General features: G+C 70.3%; 20 protein-coding genes and 1 pseudogene. 10 read left to right on the plus strand and 11 right to left on the minus strand.

Going from position 1 to position 20,044, the window contains the following annotated elements:
* The first annotated feature begins 131 nt into the window (after window positions 1-131).
* Entirely contained in the window at window positions 132-650 is a 519-nt protein-coding gene (locus QQM72_RS37875; RefSeq protein ID WP_314225389.1) for a GAP family protein, read from the plus strand.
* Between the two features lie 75 nt (window positions 651-725).
* Here QQM72_RS37875 and QQM72_RS37880 read toward each other — a convergent pair whose 3' ends face one another.
* From QQM72_RS37880 to QQM72_RS37910, 7 genes and pseudogenes are all read right to left on the minus strand, one after another.
* On the minus strand, window positions 726-1,205 hold the full coding sequence (locus QQM72_RS37880) for a hypothetical protein (RefSeq protein WP_314225345.1): 480 nt from the start codon (window positions 1,203-1,205) through the stop codon (window positions 726-728).
* Window positions 1,206-1,536: 331 nt separating this feature from the next.
* Entirely contained in the window at window positions 1,537-1,707 is a 171-nt protein-coding gene (locus tag QQM72_RS37885) for a hypothetical protein (RefSeq protein ID WP_314225346.1), read from the minus strand.
* A gap of 159 nt (window positions 1,708-1,866) precedes the next feature.
* Window positions 1,867-2,946: a hypothetical protein gene (locus tag QQM72_RS37890; protein ID WP_314225347.1), complete on the minus strand. Its 1,080-nt coding sequence runs from the start codon at window positions 2,944-2,946 to the stop codon at window positions 1,867-1,869.
* A gap of 117 nt (window positions 2,947-3,063) precedes the next feature.
* Entirely contained in the window at window positions 3,064-3,390 is a 327-nt protein-coding gene (locus QQM72_RS37895) for an Orn/Lys/Arg family decarboxylase (RefSeq protein ID WP_314225348.1), read from the minus strand.
* Window positions 3,391-3,475: 85 nt separating this feature from the next.
* Window positions 3,476-3,750 (minus strand): annotated as a pseudogene (locus QQM72_RS37900) (arginine decarboxylase); the annotation flags it as partial.
* Between the two features lie 252 nt (window positions 3,751-4,002).
* Entirely contained in the window at window positions 4,003-5,127 is a 1,125-nt protein-coding gene (locus QQM72_RS37905) for a GH12 family glycosyl hydrolase domain-containing protein (RefSeq protein WP_314225349.1), read from the minus strand.
* A gap of 474 nt (window positions 5,128-5,601) precedes the next feature.
* A complete protein-coding gene (locus tag QQM72_RS37910; RefSeq protein ID WP_314225350.1) occupies window positions 5,602-6,624 on the minus strand; it encodes a LacI family DNA-binding transcriptional regulator in 1,023 nt (340 codons plus the stop codon).
* A gap of 999 nt (window positions 6,625-7,623) precedes the next feature.
* Here QQM72_RS37910 and QQM72_RS37915 point away from each other — a divergent pair.
* From QQM72_RS37915 to QQM72_RS37935, 5 genes are all read left to right on the plus strand, one after another.
* Complete coding sequence (locus tag QQM72_RS37915) at window positions 7,624-8,070, plus strand: SRPBCC domain-containing protein (RefSeq protein WP_314225390.1); 447 nt, start codon at window positions 7,624-7,626, stop codon at window positions 8,068-8,070.
* Window positions 8,067-8,435 (plus strand): ArsR/SmtB family transcription factor, encoded by a 369-nt coding sequence (locus tag QQM72_RS37920; RefSeq protein ID WP_314225351.1) that lies wholly within the window; start codon window positions 8,067-8,069, stop codon window positions 8,433-8,435. The genes QQM72_RS37915 and QQM72_RS37920 overlap by 4 nt, the downstream gene beginning before the upstream one ends.
* 242 nt (window positions 8,436-8,677) lie before the next feature.
* Window positions 8,678-9,520 (plus strand): hypothetical protein, encoded by an 843-nt coding sequence (locus QQM72_RS37925; RefSeq protein WP_314225352.1) that lies wholly within the window; start codon window positions 8,678-8,680, stop codon window positions 9,518-9,520.
* A gap of 115 nt (window positions 9,521-9,635) precedes the next feature.
* Complete coding sequence (locus QQM72_RS37930) at window positions 9,636-10,097, plus strand: SsgA family sporulation/cell division regulator (protein WP_314225353.1); 462 nt, start codon at window positions 9,636-9,638, stop codon at window positions 10,095-10,097.
* 121 nt (window positions 10,098-10,218) lie between these two features.
* Window positions 10,219-10,686, plus strand: a complete 468-nt coding sequence (locus QQM72_RS37935; RefSeq protein WP_314225354.1) for an SRPBCC family protein — start codon at window positions 10,219-10,221, stop codon at window positions 10,684-10,686.
* Between the two features lie 162 nt (window positions 10,687-10,848).
* Here the strand turns inward: QQM72_RS37935 and QQM72_RS37940 are convergent, their stop codons facing one another.
* The 4 genes from QQM72_RS37940 to QQM72_RS37955 form a co-directional block, all read right to left on the minus strand.
* Window positions 10,849-12,240 carry a DUF5933 domain-containing protein gene (locus tag QQM72_RS37940; RefSeq protein WP_399080129.1) on the minus strand — a complete coding sequence of 464 codons (1,392 nt, stop codon included), beginning with the start codon at window positions 12,238-12,240 and terminating at the stop codon, window positions 10,849-10,851.
* 280 nt (window positions 12,241-12,520) lie between these two features.
* On the minus strand, window positions 12,521-13,147 hold the full coding sequence (locus QQM72_RS37945) for a class I SAM-dependent methyltransferase (RefSeq protein ID WP_314225356.1): 627 nt from the start codon (window positions 13,145-13,147) through the stop codon (window positions 12,521-12,523).
* 456 nt (window positions 13,148-13,603) lie between these two features.
* Complete coding sequence (locus QQM72_RS37950) at window positions 13,604-13,939, minus strand: hypothetical protein (protein ID WP_314225357.1); 336 nt, start codon at window positions 13,937-13,939, stop codon at window positions 13,604-13,606.
* 405 nt (window positions 13,940-14,344) lie between these two features.
* A complete protein-coding gene (locus tag QQM72_RS37955) occupies window positions 14,345-14,818 on the minus strand; it encodes an ATP-binding protein (protein WP_314225358.1) in 474 nt (157 codons plus the stop codon).
* Window positions 14,819-14,987: 169 nt separating this feature from the next.
* Here QQM72_RS37955 and QQM72_RS37960 point away from each other — a divergent pair, with 169 nt between their 5' ends.
* From QQM72_RS37960 to QQM72_RS37975, 4 genes are all read left to right on the plus strand, one after another.
* Window positions 14,988-15,356, plus strand: coding sequence for an STAS domain-containing protein (locus tag QQM72_RS37960; RefSeq protein WP_314225359.1), 369 nt, complete (start codon window positions 14,988-14,990; stop codon window positions 15,354-15,356).
* 586 nt (window positions 15,357-15,942) lie between these two features.
* On the plus strand, window positions 15,943-17,298 hold the full coding sequence (locus QQM72_RS37965) for an MFS transporter (protein ID WP_314225360.1): 1,356 nt from the start codon (window positions 15,943-15,945) through the stop codon (window positions 17,296-17,298).
* A 29-nt stretch (window positions 17,299-17,327) separates the two neighbouring features.
* Window positions 17,328-17,762, plus strand: a complete 435-nt coding sequence (locus QQM72_RS37970; protein WP_314225361.1) for a VOC family protein — start codon at window positions 17,328-17,330, stop codon at window positions 17,760-17,762.
* 779 nt (window positions 17,763-18,541) lie between these two features.
* Window positions 18,542-20,020: a sugar transferase gene (locus tag QQM72_RS37975; protein WP_314225362.1), complete on the plus strand. Its 1,479-nt coding sequence runs from the start codon at window positions 18,542-18,544 to the stop codon at window positions 20,018-20,020.
* Window positions 20,021-20,044: the final 24 nt, after the last annotated feature.

A 20,044-nucleotide genomic window follows, 5' to 3' on the forward strand; every position in this document is an offset into this window, starting at 1 on the left:
ATACATCCGCACCGCACGGGCACGCAACTCAAGCGAGTATTTCCGGGGTGCAGCCATGGTCAAAGGTCCTCTCATGAGTCCCATCTGACCGGCTGTCAGCTTCCTCCGCATCTCGGGGGAACCTCACGTGGCTGGCCAACCTGATCGTGGTGATCGCCTGTGTGGTGCTGCTGACCGGCGGTCAGCCCCCGGCCCGTCACAGCGCGCCGTCGACTGCCGCCATCGTCGCGAAGCTGGCGATCGGCCTGGCACTGGTGCTGTACAGCGCATACCGGCACCGCCGACCGCCCCGCCCGCACGGCCCGCCACGCTGGACCGCCCGGATCGACAACGCCTCCCCGGTCACGGCCGCCGGCCTGGCTTGGCTGTTGCAGCCCTGGGCACTGGTCGGCGCCGGCGCCGCGACCGCCGTCGACGCGAAGCTCTCCACCGTCACCGACTGGCTCGCACTGACCGGCTACTGCCTGCTGGCCACACTCAGTCTCATCATCATGGAGCTGTACGTGGTCTGGGCGCCCGCGGTCGCGAACGCCCGGTTGAACGCTCTGCGGACCTGGCTGGAGCAGCACCAGGAACAGCTGATCGTCACGCTCTCGCTGCTCCTCGGCCTGTGGCTGACGGCCCGCAGCATCGCCGAGCTCGTCGCCTGACACGCCCTCCGCACGCATCCCGCCACCGGACCGGGCGCTCCACCGAACTGCGCGGGCGCGGGTCTCCAGCCATGGTCATTCGATCTCGAGGGGGCCGATGCCCAGATCCTCACGCATGCGGCGGCGCATCTCGGCCATGGCGGCGCGGCGCTGCCGGATGAAGGCCATGTCCTCGGCGGAGCCGACCGCGACCCCACGGGCATAGGCGTCGCGCATCCGACGCAGGCTGTGAAACGCCTCGTTCCCGGCCGCGACGACGAGCGGCGGGCCCACGAGCCAGAGCTGCTCGCTGGCCGTGTGCAATCCGGTCCCACGGAAAGCTTCGCGCACCGCCGCATCACGCGCCGACTCGGACATGTGATCGCCCAGGGCGACAGCCCTTATCTCTTCCCCCGCGTCCTTGAGCGCGGAGGCGTACGCGGTGTACAGGGCACGCCGCGCTTCCAGAGCATGTCGTGCTTCCTCGCGCCGCCACCTGTTGCGATCGGCGATCAGGGTGGCAGCGATGCCGATGGCGGCACCCATCAGCGTGGAGAGCAGAGGCATCCAGTCCATGCGCCGCATACTGTCCCAACCACTGCTACGGCACCAGCGGCCCTGACGTTCCGGCATGGTGAACACGGGCCTGCCAGGCACGCAAGAAGTGGTTCACGGCCCGCTCCTGGTCCGGGCCTGGTTCCCGTCGTGCAGGTGGACGGGGGCACCTGGTCGCCCTGGTGCTCGACGTCCTGGCCTCGGGCGGGATGCGCGTCACCTTCACGTGAACGGCTCGCGACGGCGTCCGTCGGCCATGGCGAGCGCCGCGACCGGTGGCGTGCCAGGCCGCCACGAACCGGGCTGCGGGTGCTGTCGGCGGCGGGGTGCGGTCAGTCGCTCTCCCGGTAGTTCATGAACCATCCGTGAAGCCGTCCAGGGCGAGGGTGCGTGGGGCCCCGTGACGGTCGGCCAGCGATTCGACGAGCGTATGCGGGTCGATGTCCGCAGGCAGGTACAAGGACCCGCTTGGGGCGGTGAGCCGGGCCAGCAGGTCGTTGAGCATCCATGGGGTGAGCACCATGGCGACCAGTGAAGCGCGCGGCACTGACAAGGGGCGCACCGGGCCAGGCCCACCGCCCCTCGGCCCGCTCCGGCTTCTCGCCGGCCGCCGGCCCGCGGCGGTGGCTGCCCGGTCCCACCCGGCCCCCGGTCTCGCCAGGCCTCACCCGGTCCCGCCGAGTCAGGAGGGCCGGCGGATTTCGTTGCCGGGCGATGTCCGAGCGAACCAGCTCCGCGTCTCGTCCGGGGTCAGGACGCGGGTCAGTTCGGCCGTGCCGGGAAGATGCGGGAAGAAGCGGTCGGCGTTCCAACTGCGCTGGTAGGCCGGTTCGTCGAGCACGAGCAGGCGACGGCCCTCCACCACGGGGATGTCGTCGGGCAGACCCTCGTTCCAGATCCGCTCGCCGTCCGGGGCGAGGAGTTCGAAGGCACCGGTCGCGATGGTCCGGGTGCGCCCCTGCGCGGGCTCGGGGTCCGTGGCCAGGCGGACGCTCTCCGCCGAAGGCACAGTGCCGGGCACGTGGCCCCCGCCGACGAGGACGTGGGCAAGCAGCGTGTGCAACTGGAAGTTGTCCCCGATGCCGCCGATGCGTACCTCGAACCCGGCCCCAGTGGGCCTGTGCAGCACCACGATCGGTTCGTCGTCCAGAACAGCCAGCGCGTAGGCCAGGCACTTGAGGTCGTGCCGCTGCAGTGCCTCCAGATCGCGGCAGGCGGGGAGGTTCGCGGAGGCGTGCATGCGGCGCACCTCGGCGCTGCGGCACAGCACGGCGAGCGCCGGCGGCTGCCACTCCTCGACCGAGCACCAGGCCAGCGCCAGCCGCGTGGCCTCGTACACGTCGACGCCGAGGCGGGCCGGCAGCGCGTCGTCGATGATCTTCTCGTCCGGCTCAGGCAGTTCGTCCTCGGCCGCGCCGGTGGCGGTCCAACGGCGGGCGAACTCCAGGGCGTCGAGCAGGTCCTGCCGGACACCGTCGAGTATCGGCTCGGCGCAGGCCACCGGATCGGCCCCGCGCTCGACGCAGTATCCGGCCGCCATCGCCAGCATCGGCCGCGGGCCGGTGGGCGGGAAGGCGGGGAGCAGCGCCGCCAACCGAGGCCCTGCCAGACGGCATTCGGCGTCCGACACCGACTGCACACCGTTCATCACGGCGGTGAAGGCAGGCCCGGTGCGGTCGCCGTCGCGAGCGGCCACCGCACCCTCCAGTTCGGTCACGATGGCGGCGAGGCTCGGAGCCTCCCGCTTCCTCTTGAAGATCACCAGCACACCTTAGGCCCGAGGTCATCGCGGCGTCACCGGACCAGGGCCTCTTGAACAGCCGCCCGTGGATCATGGCGGCTTGCCGTACGACGTCTTCGGGAGCCGAGCCGGGCCGGTCTACCTGCCCTCGACGTGGGATTCCTCCGGGTGGCTTCGTTGGGCCGGTGTCACGGCGCGGGGTTCCTGGGCGTCGGAGCCCGAGTCCTCGTCGGCTGCCGGTCGCAGGCATTCGATGAGGTGGTCGCCGGTTTCGGGGTCGAGGGTCACGCCGTGGGTCTCGCTGCGGAATCCGGGAAAGCGGCGGTCGAAGGATTCGAGGGCGGAGAGGTGACACAGCAGCGGGCCGTCGGGGGCGCCGACGTTCTCGCCGGGCATCAGGACGGGAATGCCGGGCGGGGTGACGGTGATCATGGCGGCGGCCACCTGGCCCGGCGCCTCCGTCAACCGTACGCGGTGGGTGCCGCCGCGGATCCGCGTCGTAGCACAGGCCGTCGTAGGTGGAGTCGGTGAAGACCGCGTACTCAGGGTGCGGCGAGACCGCATCCCGGGTCAGCGGGTTCGCGGCGATCCGGGCCGCGACGGAGTCCGCCGCGAGTTCCGCCGGGGGCAACGGCCCCGCCAGGCCGTAGCCGTTGCGGGTGTGGATCAGGTGGACGGGACGGGCGCCGGAGACGACCAGCCCGTGCAGCACCACTTGTGGCAGTTGCGGTCCACCAGCGCGATCTCGTCGCGGGTGGCACTGAAGTGGCCGACCACGCGGTTGCGGGTGGAATCGCCGTGCAGCACGAAGTACGTGCGGCCCACGCCGAAGACCCGGGCGGCGGACGCGCGGGGGTGCGGGTTCCGGGACGGCGGCGGCCGGTCCGATCAGGGTCAGGGCGGCGACGCACAGGCCAGAGCGGCCGTCGCCGGGCCGCGACGGTCGGTCATGAGGCGCATGGGTGGGACCTTTCCGGTGGGACCGGGAGGGGTGGGGCCGGCGCCGGGCGTGGGCCGGGGCCCGCCCGCTCCACGGCGAGGGCGGATGGGCGGGCGGGTCCCGGAGGAGCGGAAGTGTCAGGCGGTGGTGCAGGAGGTGCCGTTGAGGCTGAAGGCCGCGGGCTTGGTGAAGGATCCGGCATAGCTGCCCTGGAAGCCGAAGGACACCTGGCCGCCGGGCGCGATCTGCGCGTTGTAGGCCAGGCTGCTTGCCGTGACCGCTCCGGACGACGGGGACACGCCGGCGCTCCAGCTGCTGGTGATCTGTTGTCCGGCGGGCAGGGTGAACCCGAGCTTCCAGCCGTTGACCGGGGAGGTGGCGGTGTTGGTGACGGTGACTTCGGCGGTGAAACCGCCCTGCCAGACGTTCGCCGCGTAGGCCACCTTGCAGGCGGTGGAGCCGCCGGGGTCACCGGAGCCACCGCCGGTGTTGACCGTGGAGGAGAACGAGGTCACGGCGAGGCCGACGCCGTTCTGCCAGGGCTCGAAGCCCGCCTGGACGCTGGTCAGGTACCAGTTGTTCTGGGCCAGTCCGCGGGAGACGGCCTGCCGGGCGAAGTCCATGACGTCGAAGTTCCAGCTGCTGATCGTCGACGGTGCGACGAAGGACAGCACGTCGTTGGAGCCGTTGTTGCCGGACCACACCTGCCACTGACGCCCGGCCACGGTGGCCGTGCCGACCGCGGAGCCCACCGGCTGGACGGATCCGACCTTGTCGAACCAGATCATGATCTCGGTTCGGTTGACGCCGTCGGTGCGGGGCGTGGGGTCGAGCCAGATGTCGTAGGCGGCGTCGTACGCCGCGTTGCCGACGTAGCTGTAGGAGATGCCGGTGGGCGCGCTGGAGATGGTGCCGAGCTGGGCGGGAAGGTTGGTTCCGGGTGAACAGTTGGTGTAGTGGCAGCCGTTGTAGACGGACGGGTAGGACTTCGGCGCACCGTTCGTCGGGACCGAGCCGTCGGCCTGGGTGATCCGGAATCCCGAGTCGCTCACGCTGATGCACTGTGTCTCGCCGGTGCCCCAGCGGTTGTTCTGGACGACGTAGCGGCCCTGGATCGTGGTCGACCCGAACTGCTCACAGATGGTGGTGTCGGCCTGCGCCGCCGAGGCGGTGGTCAGCAGCGCGGCCAGTGAGACGAGCGAGGTGAGCAGGGCGCCGAACAGGCCACGCGCCCTGCGGGCATGGTGCGGTGACGGTCGCATGCGGATCCTCTCCGAAGGGAGTGGGGGAAGTAGGTGCGGGGAGTGCTCCCACTACTGCGACAATGGGAGCGCTCCCATTCCCTCGGTTCGGCAGGGACTCTAGGGAGGCTCCATGTCCCTGACAAGGCTGTCGGCAGAAACCCGTCGAAAGTCTTCGATGACGCCCGGCCGGAGCCGCCCAGCATGCCAGGCCGGAGGAAGCGTGCGACTTGTCCTCCCGCACTGGTTGGGAGCGCTCCCGAGGGTGCCGACGGTCGGGAGCGTCCCACTGAACGGAGGCTTCCGGATCAACCGGCGGTGGGCAGGACGGCCGGGGGCAGTCAGGACACGAGCGGCCGACGGTGGTCGGGGCGCGACCGGCCGGAGGCGGTCAGGACACGAGCGGCCGACGGTGGTCAGGGCGCGACCGGCCGGAGGCGGTCAGGACACGAGCGACCGGCCAAAGGCGGTCAGGGCGCGACCGGCCGGAGGTGGTCAGGACGACTCGCGGACCACCAGTTCCGTGCGGAGGATGACGTGGCGCCAGGCGACGGCGGACTCGTCCATCTCCTCCAGGAGCAGCCGGATCATGGCGCGTCCGATCTCCTCCAGCGGCTGACGGACCGTGGTCAACCGCGGCTCGGTCTGCTCGGCCAGCGGAAAGTCGTCGAAACCGATCACGGCGACGTCCTCGGGCACCCGCCGTCCCGCCGCGCGCAGCGCCTGCAGAGCACCGACCGCCGTGGTGTCCGACGCGGCGAGGACCCCGTCGATCTCCGGATGCCGTTCGAGGAGTTCGGCCATGGCACGGCGCCCGCTCTCCTGCGTGAAGTCGCTCTCGGCGACCCGGGACCGCTCGCCCCCCTGGCCCGCCGTCACCAGGGCCTCTTGGTAGCCGCGCAGTCGGCACTGGGCGACGTACATGTCGAGCGGCCCGGTAATGGTGGCGATCTCCGTGCGGCCCCGTTTCAGCAGGTGGGCGACTGCGCTGCGGGCACCGCCGACGTTGTCCGCGTCGACGTAGCTGACGTGCTCGTCGCCCGAACGCCGTCCCAGCATCACCGTCGGCAACCGCGCCTCGGCGAGCATGTCCGGCAGGGGGTCCCCGGCATGCACGGACACCAGCAGCGCCCCGTCGACCCGGCCGCCCCGCGCGTACTCCAGGAAACGCTGCCGCTCCGCATCCGAGCGGACCAGGGTCAGCAGCAACTGCATCCCGGTGTCCGCCAGCGCATCCCCCAGCGAGCGGACGATCTCGGAGAAGAACGGCTCCGCGAACTGCCTCCAGTCCGGCTCCGTCAGGACAAGGGCCACGGCATCGGCCCGTCGCCCCGCCAGAGACCGCGCGGCGAGATTGGGCACATAGCCGAGTTCCTCGACAGCACGCTGCACAGCCCGGCGTGTCGACGCCTTCACACCGGCCGCGTTGTTGATGACGCGAGAGACCGTGCCCCGCCCCACCCCCGCGCGGACGGCCACCTCCTCCAGCGTCGGCCCCCCAGGACGTCGCCTGCCCATGACCACCTCCCCCACGAGATCACCAAATCCTACGGCCCGGCCCAACCCGGCACACGGACTTCCCCGGCGGCATGGCCGAACCACCGGGCAACCGGACGCCGCGAGGCATGGCGGACCGCGAAGGAGCGGAAACCCGTGTACCGCGCGCTCGGTCTTCTCCGTGAACTCACAGCGGTCCGGCGGCGGTACGCGACCCTATCGACCTGCCTGCGGCCGGGATGCCGGTGATGAGAGAGATCGCCCGGTCAGGGCGAGGAGAAGTCCTTCGATGCCGGGGACGAACCGCGCGAACAAGCCGAACGGGACGATCTTCGTGACAGGCCAGTTGGGGACATGACCTGTCGTGCCAAGCGGTGGCTGTGAAGCCCAGCCCTTGGGCCGAACCCCCGCAGAGGCCCAAAGTGACGGATCCTCGATTCCGTCCGCTCAGGTTCCGGCAGCACCCACCAGCAATGATCAACGGGGATGGGGAGGGCGCCGGGAGTGACGTGGAGGCGGCCGCACGAGTTCTCGCGTGTGACGACCAAGGAATGGACCCGTGCGGCATTGTCCCACTCTGCCTTCGCGGCATCTCCCGTGCCCATCTCGGCGCTTTGATCGCGGAGTTGGCCGGTCCGTGGACCGCGCGGTGCGAGTCCGCGCTGCACGAGCGGCGCGGCGGCCGGCGCAAACAGCGGTCGGGCGCCGGACCGAAGTACGACCTGAGACCAGCGCCAGGGCAGCGAGCAGGAGGAGTGGCTGCGGGGTGGACCGGTCGGGGTGACCGGTCGCCGGAGCAGCCGGGGGCGGGCCGGTCGGCAGCGGAGTCGGCCCAGCGTGGATGGCGCGGGTCGTCCCGTCGTCCCGTCGCAGTCGGCGGCGGTCGGTGCGGGTTGAGTGTCCGGCCCGAGCAGACCTGCCGGCGGGGCGGCGCGTCGACGCGCAACCCTTCAGTTGCACCTTAGGAGTCGATGTGCAACCCTGGAGTTGCATCAGACGATGACGACGAAGGAGCTCCTCATGAGCGAGGACCGGATCGAACGCGAAACCCTGATCGCAGCACCCGTGGAGCGGGTCTGGTCGCTGGTGGCCCAGCCCGGTTTCTGGGTGGCCGACAAGGCGAGCCTGCCCGGCACCGTGGCCAGGGAGGGCGAGTCGATGGTGGCGAAGAACCCCGAACACGGCGACTTCCCGGTGCGTGTGGAGAAGGTCGAGCCGCCGACCTACCTGTCGTATCGCTGGACCAGTGCCTTCCCCGGGGAGGAACTGCGCGAGGACAACAGCACCCTCGTGGAGTTCACGTTGACCCAGGAGGGCGACAAGACCCGACTCCGCGTCGTCGAGAGCGGGTTCGCGGCGCTGACGGGTTCCGAGGAGCTGCGCAGTCAGAACCTCAAGGACCACAGCGCGGGCTGGCCTCTGGAGCTCGACGCGCTCAAGGCACGTGCCGAATCTTCCGCCACGTGACGGAAGAACGCCCCGGAGCAGCCGAGGTCGTCGACAGCGTCCTCGGCGCGCTGGCCGACCCGACGCGTCGCCAACTGCTTGACCTCCTCGCCGCACACGGCGAGGCCACTGCCACGACACTCGCCGAACGGCTGCCCGTCTCGCGGCAGGCAGTGGTCAAACACCTCTCCGTCCTCGACGCCGCCGGGCTGGTTTCCGGCGGCCGGGTCGGACGCGAGGTCCGCTACGCCGTGCGACCCGCGGCACTGGACACGACGGCGCGGTGGATGGCCTCCCTCGCGGCCGACTGGGACCGGCGGTTGGCGCACATCAAACGCGTCGCCGAGGCAGCGGAACGGGATCCGGGTTCGGCACACCCCGACTGAACGGCTCGATGCCGCGACCGTCCACGCGCATCGGGACGCTTCACCCTCCGGTCCGCCGGCCTCTGTGGTCCCTCCGCCCCTGTGGTCCCTCCGCCCCTGTGGTCCCTGTGGTACTTCCGGTCTTTCCTGGCCTCTTCTCGGGGTTTGCCACGGCGAAGGGGATCCGGTCATGAGTGCCGCGAGCCCGGACGTCACGGCGTTGCGCCCACTTCGAGGGCCTGCCCCCCGTCTACGCTCGGCCCGTGGGGCAGCCTGAGCAGTGCGCCGAGGGCGCGGGACCGTTCACCACCCGGCTCACCTGGCGCCTTCCCGGCGGCGGCACCGCGGTGTGGGATTCGCGGCTCGCGCGGCGGCGCGGGCTGCTCGCCGTGCGTCCTCCGGGTGCGGCGACCGCTCGGCACACCCGTGCGGACGCCACAGGCATCGCCAGGCTGCGCAGACTCAACGCCGTCGCGGCGGTCGCGTTCGTCATCGGCGGAGCACTTTTCGCGACCGGTGCGGCTTTCGCACAGTTCGGCTCCGGCAACGGCACGCAGTGCGCCTCGATCTACTTCGCGGGCGGCCTCTTCTTCAACACCGGGGGTTACGTCTCACTGCTCCAGGTGATCAACGCACCTCGCCACGTCGTCGGCGGCGAAGGTCCGCTGGTCACCCACCCCTGGCGGTGGTGGAGCTACGAGCCGATGCGAGTGGACTGGCTGGGCGCCTTCGTCCTCTTCGCGGGCACGCTCGTCTTCGCCGTCGACCTGCTGGACTCCTTCCTCCAGGGCCTGAACGTCCACCAGGTCAACCGGCTGATCTGGGCGCCCGACGTGATCGGCTGCCTGCTCTTCCTGGTCTCCGGGCATCTGGGCTTCGTCGAGATCTGCCATGGACAGCCCTGCGTGCGCCCGCACAGTCTCGGCTGGTGGATCGTCGCCGTGAACCAACTCGGCTCCGTCCTGTTCATGGTCTCGGCGCTCGCCGCCTACACCCGCCCCGCCACGGGCAGCCTGGTCAACGCCGACATCGCCAACTGGGGCACCCTCGCCGGCGCCCTGTGTTTCTCCGTCGCCGGACTCCTGCAACTTCGCGAACACCCGTAGGGCTCCACGAAACGCATCTGCCCTGCCCGGTCAGGGCGAAGGAAGAGTGAGAGGCTCGCCCGGCGGTGGTCGGGGCGAGCAGGCAGAGGTGGCCTCACCCATTCCGGGAGGCGTCATGCACCATCCGACCGACCCTACGAACCGTTGCCGCTCCCTGCGGGCGCCCGAAGTACTGCGACGCACTCTGTCCATCCGGGTGCTCCTCAGCGCCGACGAAGCCGTTCAGCTCGAGGTCTGCTTCGTCCACGACCCCGCCGATCCGCTCGCCGTACGCATGGACTTCCCCGGCTCACCCGACGACATCGTGCCCTGGACGTTCTCGCGGGATCTGCTGTACGCCGGTCTGCGCGTGCCGTCCGGTGAGGGCGACGTGCGGGTCTGGCCGCCCTGCCCCTGCCATGGCCTGGGCACGGTCCGGATCCTGCTGCGGAGCAGTTTCGCCGCTGCGGTGCTCTTCGTACCGGCCGACGAACTTCGTGACTGGCTGGACGAGACGTTCGCGTCGGTGCCTGCGGGGGAGGAATCCGCCCGGATGGGCTGGGAGGGGCCCCTGGAACGTCTGCTGTATCCCGGGTGACCGCGGGGCGGCCCGCACGGTGATCTGGACACGCAGTGCATCCGTGGGCCCTCCGGCCGACGAAACACGAGGTGGTGCGACCGGTCAGCGCCACCGGTTCAGTGAGCGAGGAGAGGCAATCGTGGTCGAAGTCGAGCGTGTCCTGACCGTCCGCCATCCGTTGGACGAGGTCGTGCGGTACCTCGCGGACTTCTCGCACGCCGAGATGTGGGACCCGGGCACGGTCACCTGTGAACGGCTGGGCGCCGGCGCGGTGGCCGTGGGGACGGAGTGGCGCAACGTGTCGGAGTTCCGCGGGCGTCGCACGGAGCTGCGGTACCGGCTCGTCCGGTGGGAGCCGGACCGCCTCACCTTCGTGGGGCGGAACAAGACGGCCACCTCGACCGACGACATGCGCTTCGAGGAACACGCGGGAGTCACGCAGCTGACCTATCGGGCGCATGTCGACTTCCACGGCCTGGCTCGGCTGGCCGGTCCCCTGCTGCAGCGCGAGTTCGAACGGCTCGGCGACCAGGTGTCCGAGCGCCTGCCGCGGGCGGTCGACCATGCTCTGGGCGCTCCGCCGTCGCAAGGCGACGGGCCACGCTGAGGCCCGTCCGCGACCCGGCTCGCGAGGGTCTGGAAGGGCCGCGATCCACTCCTGAGTCCGCCGGGGCCGGCTGCCCGTCCTGAGCTGAGCTGCGGCCTCCGCCGGACATCAGCATCGCGGCCCACCCGAGCGGTGCTCGGACCGCAGCCTGGCGGACACGATTCAGATGAGTTCGGGCTGCGGTTCCGGTTGCCGGGCCGGTGCGGTCTTCGGTTCCCACAGCGCGGTGGTCCGTGCGTAGCCGTAGATCACCGAGGTCATGGCCAGCAGGAGAAGCGGTCCCGACAGCCACGGATGCTCCGCCATCTGCAGCGGCAGGTAGCGGTAGGAGACCAAGAGCGCAACGAAGACCGTGGCACCGTAGGCGACCGGCTGGATTCCCGCTCGGTCCCAGCCGCGGTCGAGCGAGCGCAGACCTGCCTCGATCGTGCACGCGAACACCACGCCGGCGATGAGATCCACTCCGTAGTGGTAGCCGAATCCCAGCGTTGCGGCGAGCGTGGCAACCAGCCAGAACGTTCCGGCGAATCGCAGGAATCGCGGGCCCTTCCGGGAATGGATGAAGATCGCGGTAGCCCACGCCGTGTGCAGGCTCGGCATGCAGTTGCGTGGGGTGGTCTCGTCGAACGGCATGTGGCGCGGGCCGGAGATCGGCGACGGGGTGACCGGCCAGAGGTCGCCCACCGCCCACTGCTCGCTGGACGGCGTGTGCGACCACAGGCTGACCGATGCCCAGTGCTCGGCGCCGGTGCCGTAGGCGAAGACCGGTCCGACGACCGGGAAGATCATGTAGATGGCCGGCCCGAGGAGGCCGATCACCAGGAAGGTGCGCACCAGATGGTGCCCCGGGAAGCGGCGCTCGGCCGCCACGTTGCGCAGTTGGTACAGCGCGACGACGACCGCGGCCACCGCGAGCTGGCCGTAGACGATGTCCAGGAAGTTGAAGCCGATCGAGCCGGTGGCGGTGATGATCCGGCCTGCCAGCCACGACGGTTCGCCCAGCGCGTGGTCGGCGGTCGCCACGTACTGGTCGAGCACCATGGGGCGGGTCTTCGAGGTGATGATCAGCCAGATGTCGCCGGTCTTCCGACCGGCCACCAGCAGCAGGCCCAGCCCGACACCCTTCAGCAGGAGGGCACGTTCCCTGCCGGTGCGGCGCGTGACCGCGATGACCGCACAGCCCAGCATCACCCACAACGCGCCGTTGCCGAAGGGGTGGCCTTCGTGCACCTTGACGTCGGCCGCCCGCCGGACCAGGAAGAAGACGGCGTCGATGCCGATCGCGGCACCGAACGCGATGAACCGTTGCCGCCAGGTGAGGACCACCGTCATCAGCGCCAGGCTGGCGTACAACAGGAATCCCGATTTGGGCGGGAATATCAGCTCCCCCACCTGGTTGCTGATCGGCCCCGGCAGACCGCAGCGACGCGCCGCGACTTCCAGCGCGATGAGGAATCCGAGGGCGACCACACCCACCGCGGCCCACAGAATCGCCCGGGGACGACTCTCCACGAAGCGGGCAGTTCTGCCTTTTATTCGCGAAAACGCCCGCATTGCTATGTATATCAATTACTTAACCAATTTGCTCGATTTTGAATGATCACATTACTCAGCACGCCGAATGGCGTGCTTTCCCTGCGAAGGACGGGCATGGGGGGCGTTCGTCGCGAGTTCGAACATGTTAACGGAGCGGTGCGGGTGGGTTACGTCGAAATGCGCATCGGCAAAGGTGAGCCACAGGAAGGGGGAGGGACCTGCCGGAGTTCCCCATCGCCCACCGTCGCCTCGGCCGGCGTGACGCCATGGGCGGGGCCTGCCGAGGGCGCTCTCGCGTTCAGTCGGTGGAGCGGGAGTGCACGCTGACGGCGTAGCCGCAGTCCGGGATGTACGGGTCGCCGTCCCAGGTGGCGAAGCGCTGCCGCAGGCTCAGTCCGGCCTGCGTGCACCAGTGGTCGAACTCCGTCAGTGTCACGGTCGGTTCCGGCAGCGGCAGGTGTTCCGCGTCCAGTCCCATGCCGGTGACCAGCAGTCCGCCGCCGCGCAGTACGGCGGCCAGCTGCCGGACGACAGCCGGTCCGGTACCGGGGGCCAGCAAGGGGATGACGTTTCCGGCGGCGAGCGCCAGGTCGAAGCCGGGTTCCAGGCCGATGCCGTCCAGGCGGGCCAGGTCACCGTGGAGCCATTCCAGGTCGGGGGCGGTGCGGCGCGCGACGGCGAGCATGGAGCGGTCGAGGTCCACGCCCGTGCAGAGGTGACCCAGCGTGGCGAGCCGGATCGCGATCCGCCCGGTGCCGCAGCCGGCGTCGAGTACCCGCCCGGCAGGATTCAGCAGCGCGTCGCAGAAGGCGGCCTCGCCGTGGATGTCGTGGCCCGACTCCGCCAGCCGCTCGAACCGGCGGGCGTACTCCTCGCCGGCTTGCCCGCCTGTCAGTTCCGCCCAGCGGTCGCGTTGGCTGCTCATGGTCTGCGTTCCTCCCGGGTGGTCAGGGGCGAGGACCGGTGCCATCGCGCGTTTCCCATCGTAGGTACGGACCTCGCGGGCTCAGGGATACGGAGAGCGTCCGCTCGGCTGCCACCGGATTCCGTGACCGGATCCCGGTGACCACGGGGATCGGTGACGGGCTCGACGCCGGTGACCTCCAGCCCCCTGTCCAAGGCTGCCCACCCGCCGCGCGGCCTCGGGCAGGGCGAGTCGATCTGGGACGGTGCCGGTTCCGGGACCGGTTCCCGCGCGGGTCCTGGAACGGCTTCGGTGGAGGTGCCTGCCCTCCGCCATGGCAGGAGGAGCGCGCTCGTCATGCACGGCGCACCGGCGCTGAGCAGCGTGTCACGGACACCCACCGCCTCGGCGAGGAGACCGCCGACGATCATGAAGACCGCCTGGCACGTCGTCGAGCCGACCGGGAGTCGTGGGCCGTCAGGGGGTCTGGACCGGGGGCAGGTCGCAGAGCAGACGGCCGAACTCCAGGGCGGGGAACAGCTCTGCGGCCAGCCGCAGCAGGCGCAGGGGCTGGGGCGCCAGGCCTGTCACTGCCGTCTGCCGGGGCGGGCCGTCCGGCGGTCGCCGGTCCGTGAGCAGGTGGAGGCCGGCGACGTCCATGAAGGGTGCGTCGTGGAGGTCCCAGGTCACCACGGTCACGTTCGGCGGCAGCGCCGCAGCGGCAGCGCGCAGTGCGGGCAAGGTGTCGTGGTCGATCGCTCCGTGCGGAGTGATCCGGGCGGCGGTGCCGACGATCATCGTGGTGATGTGCATCTTGGGCGAGCCCCCTTTCGGGGGGTGGTGAGCCCAAAGGCGAGGCGCCCCGAGGGGAGGCGGCCGACGATGGCGGGAGTTGGATGCCCGTGAAGGGGGCGATGTCCAGGACCCGGAGGTCGGCGTCCGGGGCCGGCCAGTCTCGTGTTCGCCCATCGTTGCACGGCTACAGCCGTGGAGACCGTGGTCGGCCGAAGGAGCCTCGCCACGCATCGCGCGCGGTGCCGGACCGGGGCTGCCGCGAGGGCGTTTCTTTTGGACCGGGCCGGATCAGGCCGCGGTGTCCGGAGCGGTGCGTCGCAAGGCGGAGCATGATCCGCGTACCGGGTGTACGCGGGTCGTGCGACAACGCCGCGAGGTGCCGCACCGCGCGCCGCGGCCCCGGGCTGATCCAAAAGAAGCCCCCTAGACCGCGGGCGGCGGTGTCGCCGCCAGGGGGTCGAGCAGGGTGATGCGGGCCGTGATGCGTTTGCCGACCGGCCGCTGCTCGATGAGGAGGTGCTCGGTGACGGCCTTGACGATCTCCAGGCCGTGCTGGCCGATCCTGTCGGGATCGGCGGGCCGGGCCGCGGGAACGACGGGGTCGCTGTCCCACACGACGACGTCGACGGCGCGGGTGGTGATGCGCAGTTCCATCAGGACGGGCCCGGGGGCGTATTTGCGGGCGTTGGTGACCAGCTCGCTCACCACCAGTTGGGTCAGGTCCTTGACCCGTGCGGATACGGCCAGGCCGTGGTCGGCGCCGGCCTGGTCGAGGAAGGCGGCGGCGTGGTGACGGGCGTCGGCGATACAGCCGTCGTCTCCGCCCAGTGCGTGGCCGACGCGCAGCAGATGTTCATTCGGCGCCGTACAACCGTCACCATCGGCATGGGATCCCACTGGCCTCGACCTCATTCCCCGTTTTACGCGCGCTACCCCCGATTCCGTCATACATGTCAGAGGCATGTTGTCCGGCACAGCCGCCCGAGTGTATTTGGCCCGGCCGGTGGGGCAGAATCGTCCGTACACGCCGTGGACCGGGGCAGGGCCGAGCACAGTCGAGGAGACGGTGACCGACATCGAACAAGCGGGCCGGCCGGGCCGGCTCTCCGTCGAGCATCGCGTGGTGGACGGCGTCCATGTCGTAACGGTTCAGGGCGAGATCGACCACGATGTCAAGAACATCCTGGTTGATGCTCTGACGATCGGGGACGGCACGGCACAGCCCTCGCGCATCGTGGTGGACCTCAGCGGCGTGACCTTCATGGACTCCAGTGGCATCAACGTCTTCGTCGCCGCCCACCAGGCCGTCAGCGCCACCGAGGGGTGGCTGCGTATCGCCGCTGCGCAGCCACCCGTGCTGCACGTGCTGCGACTGGTCGGCATTGACGCCCTCATCCCCTGTCATCCGACCATCGAGAAGGCCCTGAACAGTTAGAAGACTCTCCGCCGTCCACGGTCGGCGAAGAGCCCGACAGGCTGCCTTCCCCCAACTCGCTCGCTGCCGAGCCGCCCACGCGTGCGCCCACACACTCGTTCCGTCAGGAACAACCGCCCGTTGCCGTCACGGTGTCCGCGTCGGAGGCCGCCGACGTCGAGAGCGGTCTGTCGGCTGCCTGGTACGGCCGTCGGCCGTCAGGCGGAAACGTGACCCGTCGCCGGCGGGCGTCCCGGGGCCCGCGAAGTTCCTCGGGCGGACCGGGGGCCCGCGGAGTGCCTCGGGCGGGCGGACGGGAGCGGTGGCGGCCTGCGGATGAGGACTGCGTGGCCTTGCTGTCCGCCTCGGGACCGCCGCCTTTCGGGCCGGGCCGCCGAGGGCTAGTGTTCGGGTGCGACGAGTGACCCACGAGGAGCGAAGACATGATCGGTCGTCAGAGCGCGCGTTGACGCTGTGGGCCTTGACCGGCCCGTCATCGCGTGCTGCCTTTGATGCTGCGGCACAGCGAGCCTTCCCGCCCGAACCGTAAGTGCGCCTGCTGTGCGCCAGGGGGCGGGCCTCGTCGTCGGCGATCCAAGGGGCCCCTGTGCCGTCCGCCTCCTCTTCTTCCTCCGCCGTGTCCGGTTCCGGTCGGCCTGTTCCGTCGAGTCTGTGGCGGGACGGCGACTTCCGCAGGCTCTGGGTGGGTCAGACGGCCTCCCAACTCGGCGAACACGCGAGTCTGGTGGTTCTGCCGCTCTTCGCCGTCCTGACGCTCGACGCCGGTGCCGGCGAGCTGGGCGTCCTGCGCGCGGTGGGGCAGGTTCCGATCCTGTTGCTCTCGCTCTTCGTCGGCGCGTGGGTGGACGGATGGCGGACCCGCACGGTCATGGTGCTCACGGATGCCGGCCGGACCCTGGCCCTGTGCGCCGCCGCCGTGGCCGGTCTCCTCGGTGGGCTCGGTCTGGCGGGACTGCTTGTGGTTGCCTTCGTCGTCGGCGGCCTGTCCGTGTTCTTCGACGTGGCCTACCAGGTGGCTGCCGTACGGCTGGTGACGCCGGATCAGCTGGTGCGGGGCAACAGCGCGCTCGAGGGCAGCCGGTCCGCGGCGCAGATCGGCGGTCCCGCCCTCGGCGGCGCACTGGTGTCACTGCTGTCGGCGCCGATCGCCGCCGCCTCCAGCGCGCTGTTCTTCGCGCTGTCGTTCCTGTCGATCGGACGGATCCGCCGGATCGAGTCGATCCCGGAGCACTCGGATCGTCCCCCTCGTGTGGGGCGGCGGATCCACGAGGGCCTCCGTTTCGTCGTCGGCGAAACCTCGTTGCGAACCGTGTGCCTGGCCTCGGCCGCCTTCCAGTTCTCCTTCGCCGCCCTGATGACCGTCTATCTGCTCTTCCTGCCGCGGGAGTTGCAGCTTTCCGGCACCGCCGTCGGGCTGGCGATCGCCGCCATGGGGCCGGGCGCGCTCCTGGGCTCCGTGCTGGCCGCCCGGCTGCCGAGCCGGTTCGGCCATGGCGTGGTTCTCATGTCCGCAGCGGCTCTCGGCGACGGCGCCTTCCTGTGTGTGCCCGCCCTGCACGGCTCCGCTGCGGTGACGCTTCCCGTGCTCCTGACGGTCAGCTTCGTCTTCGGCGCGGGCGGCCAGTTGGTGAACGTCACGGTCATGGCCGTCCGTCAGGCCGTCACTGCGGACGGGATGCAGGGCCGCGCGGCCGCGACGATCACGTTCGTGGGCATGGGGCTGACCCCGCTCGGCTCCCTGCTCGGCGGATGTCTCGCAGCGGAGTGGGGGTTGCGCACCAGCCTCCTGGTGACGGCCGCGGGCATGATGTCGTCCCCGGTGCTGATGGCTTGGTCCCCGCTGGCTCGCCTGGGCCGGGAACTTCCTGCCTCCGGAGCTTCCCTCGGTCGTGGCGAAGGCGTCCGTCCTCCTCTCAACAAGCCTATTCCCAAAGGGAAATGAGCACCAGAGCTCCCTGCTATGGTGCGCCGATGTCATCGATCAAGCAGTTCCAGGTCACCTTCGACTGTGCGGAACCCGAGCGCGTCGCCCGCTTTTGGTGCGCGGTGCTGGGGTACGTAGTCCCGCCGCCACCAAAGGGGTTCGCCAGTTGGGGCGATTTCGAGGGCTCCCTGCCTCCGGAGGAGCAGGGTGCCTGGTTCGCCTGCGTTGATCCCTCAGGCGTGGGGCCGCGACTGTACTTCCAGCGCGTTCCGGAGGGCCGGGTCGTCAAGAATCGGGTCCATCTCGACGTGCGGGTCGGCACCGGACTCGTGGGCGAGGAGCGCCTGGCCACGCTCGAGGCCGAATGCGCACGGCTGGTCGCGCTCGGTGCGGTACGCGTGCAACTGCTGCTTGCCGATGACAGGAACGAGTCCTGCATCGCGATGCAGGACATCGAGGGCAACGAGTTCTGTCTCGACTGAGCGTCCTTAGGGCCGGCGAGGCGGGGAGCCATCGCACGGGCGCCTTGCCCGAGGGAGCGGCGATGCCCGACGCGTCGCCGCCTGACCGCATCGCGGCCACCTCGCGCGTCTCGGCGGCCTCCCTGCTTTCCGGGCCGCCGTCGGCGTTCATCCGCTCCCACCGTGCCCGGACGCACCCGATCCGCTCCTCGACGCAAGCCGCACCCGAGGGCCGGGCGAGCTGCCGAAGCGCGAGGTGGCGCAAAGCATTCGTAGGTGGTCACCGATCGATGGATCAAGTCTCAAAGCTTGAACACAAATTACACACATCCTCTCTTCATACCGGCCCGGATGGTCTAGATTGACCGTGCTTCAGCGGTTCGGACCTGAGGCGACCCGTATTCATCTCTAGGTCCGGCGCTACGCAGAGCCAGCAGCCGCGTCCCCGGCGCCCGACGTCGGGGTGATCGATTCGTAGAGCCCGAGAGGGCCTTGGGTGCGGGGAGCGCCCGAGGTTTCGAGACGTTTCCGCGCACCTCAGAAGTCCGACAGACACGCAAGTCCACTGCCGTCAGGGCGGGTTGTCCAAGCACCTCTGGAACAGCCGGGATGTCATGCGCGGGGGCGGGGGCCTTCCGGAGGGGAGGAACGGCACGGGAGGCGGGGGCCTCCCGGGGGGAGCAACAGTGCGGGGGGCGGGGGCCTCCCGGGGGAGGGACAGTACGGGGGGCGGGGGCCTCCCGGGGGGAGGAACAGTGTTAGGCGAACACGTCGAACCACTGGGGACCTTGGGGGGTTCTGTGCAGCAAGGGGGACTGGTCAGCCCGTTTCCGTCGACGCGCGGGCGTCGGCCGAACGGCGCGATAAGACCGCCCGCGATCGACTGGGAACAGCGCTACCGCCGTTCCGTGATCACCAGCGACACGGTGGCCACCGCCTTCGTGGTGGCGGCGATCGGCAACTTCTTCGGGGCCCGGGACGCCGCCAACTGGCATGAGAAGTGGGGAATTCTCGCCTTCGGCACCGAGCTGCTGGTGCTGGGGGCGCTCGCGGTGAGCCGGTCGTGGGCGCCGGCCGTGCTCGGCCAGGGCGCCGAGGAGTTCCGCCGGCTCGGCCGCTCGCTGTTCACGGCCACCGTCGTACTGGCCCTCGGCGGGATCGCCCTCACCTCGCGCAACATCAAGCTCTGGATCTTCGTCGCGATCCCCGCGATCGCGCTCGTCACCATGACCGCCCGATATCTGCTGCGCCTCTGGCTGCACAAACAGCGGAAGGAAGGCCAGTGCCTGCGACCGGTGCTCGCTGCCGGCAGCCCGGCCACCGTGCGCGACCTGATCACCCGAACCCGCAAGTTCCCGCACCTCGGCTGGCGGGTGGACGGCGTGTGCACGACGGACGGTCTCGGGCTCGACGGTGACGAACTGGACGGAGTGCCGGTCGTCGGCCGGCTGGCGGACGTCGCGAGCCACGTCCACCGCGACGGCTACCGTGTCGTCGCGGTCACGCCGGACCCGCACTGGTCACCGGCCCGGCTGCAGCGGCTGGCCTGGAACCTCGAAGGCAGCGACGCCGAGATGGTCGTGGCCCCCGTGCTGATGGAGGTGGCCGGCCCGCGGCTGCATATCGACGCGGTGCTCGGGATCCCGCTGCTGCGGGTCAGCATGCCGACCTTCACCGGAGGCCGCCGGGCGGTGAAAGGAGTCGTCGACCGGGTAGGCGCAACGATTCTGCTGATGCTGTTCGCGCCACTGATGGTGTTCGTCGGGCTGCTCGTGCTGCTGGACAGCCGGGGTGGGGCGGTCTACCGCCAGCGCAGGGTCGGCAAGGACGGCCGCGAGTTCACCATTCTCAAGTTCCGCACCATGGTCGTCGGGGCCGACGGGGCACGTGCCGGGCTGGCCGACCTCGACGAGGGTGCCGGCCTGCTGTTCAAGGTCCGCCGGGATCCACGGGTGACCCGGGTGGGAGCAGTGCTGCGCCGGTACTCGATCGACGAGCTCCCGCAGCTTTTCAACGTGCTCACCGGATCGATGTCGCTCGTCGGTCCGCGGCCTCCGTTGCCGGAGGAGTCCGCCGCGTACGGCCCGGACATCCGGCGGCGGCTGCTGGTCAAGCCCGGCCTCACCGGCCTGTGGCAGATCAGCGGACGCAGCGACCTGTCGTGGGAGGAAGCGGTCCGGCTCGACCTGCGGTACGTCGAGGACTGGTCGCTCGCCCTGGACACGGTGATCTTGTGGAAGACGCTGCGTGCGGTGCTCTACGGCCAGGGGGCCTACTGATGCGCGGGAGTCTGCAACTCGACG

Source organism: Streptomyces zaehneri (assembly GCF_032248645.1).
Lineage (GTDB): Bacteria > Actinomycetota > Actinomycetes > Streptomycetales > Streptomycetaceae > Streptomyces > Streptomyces coriariae.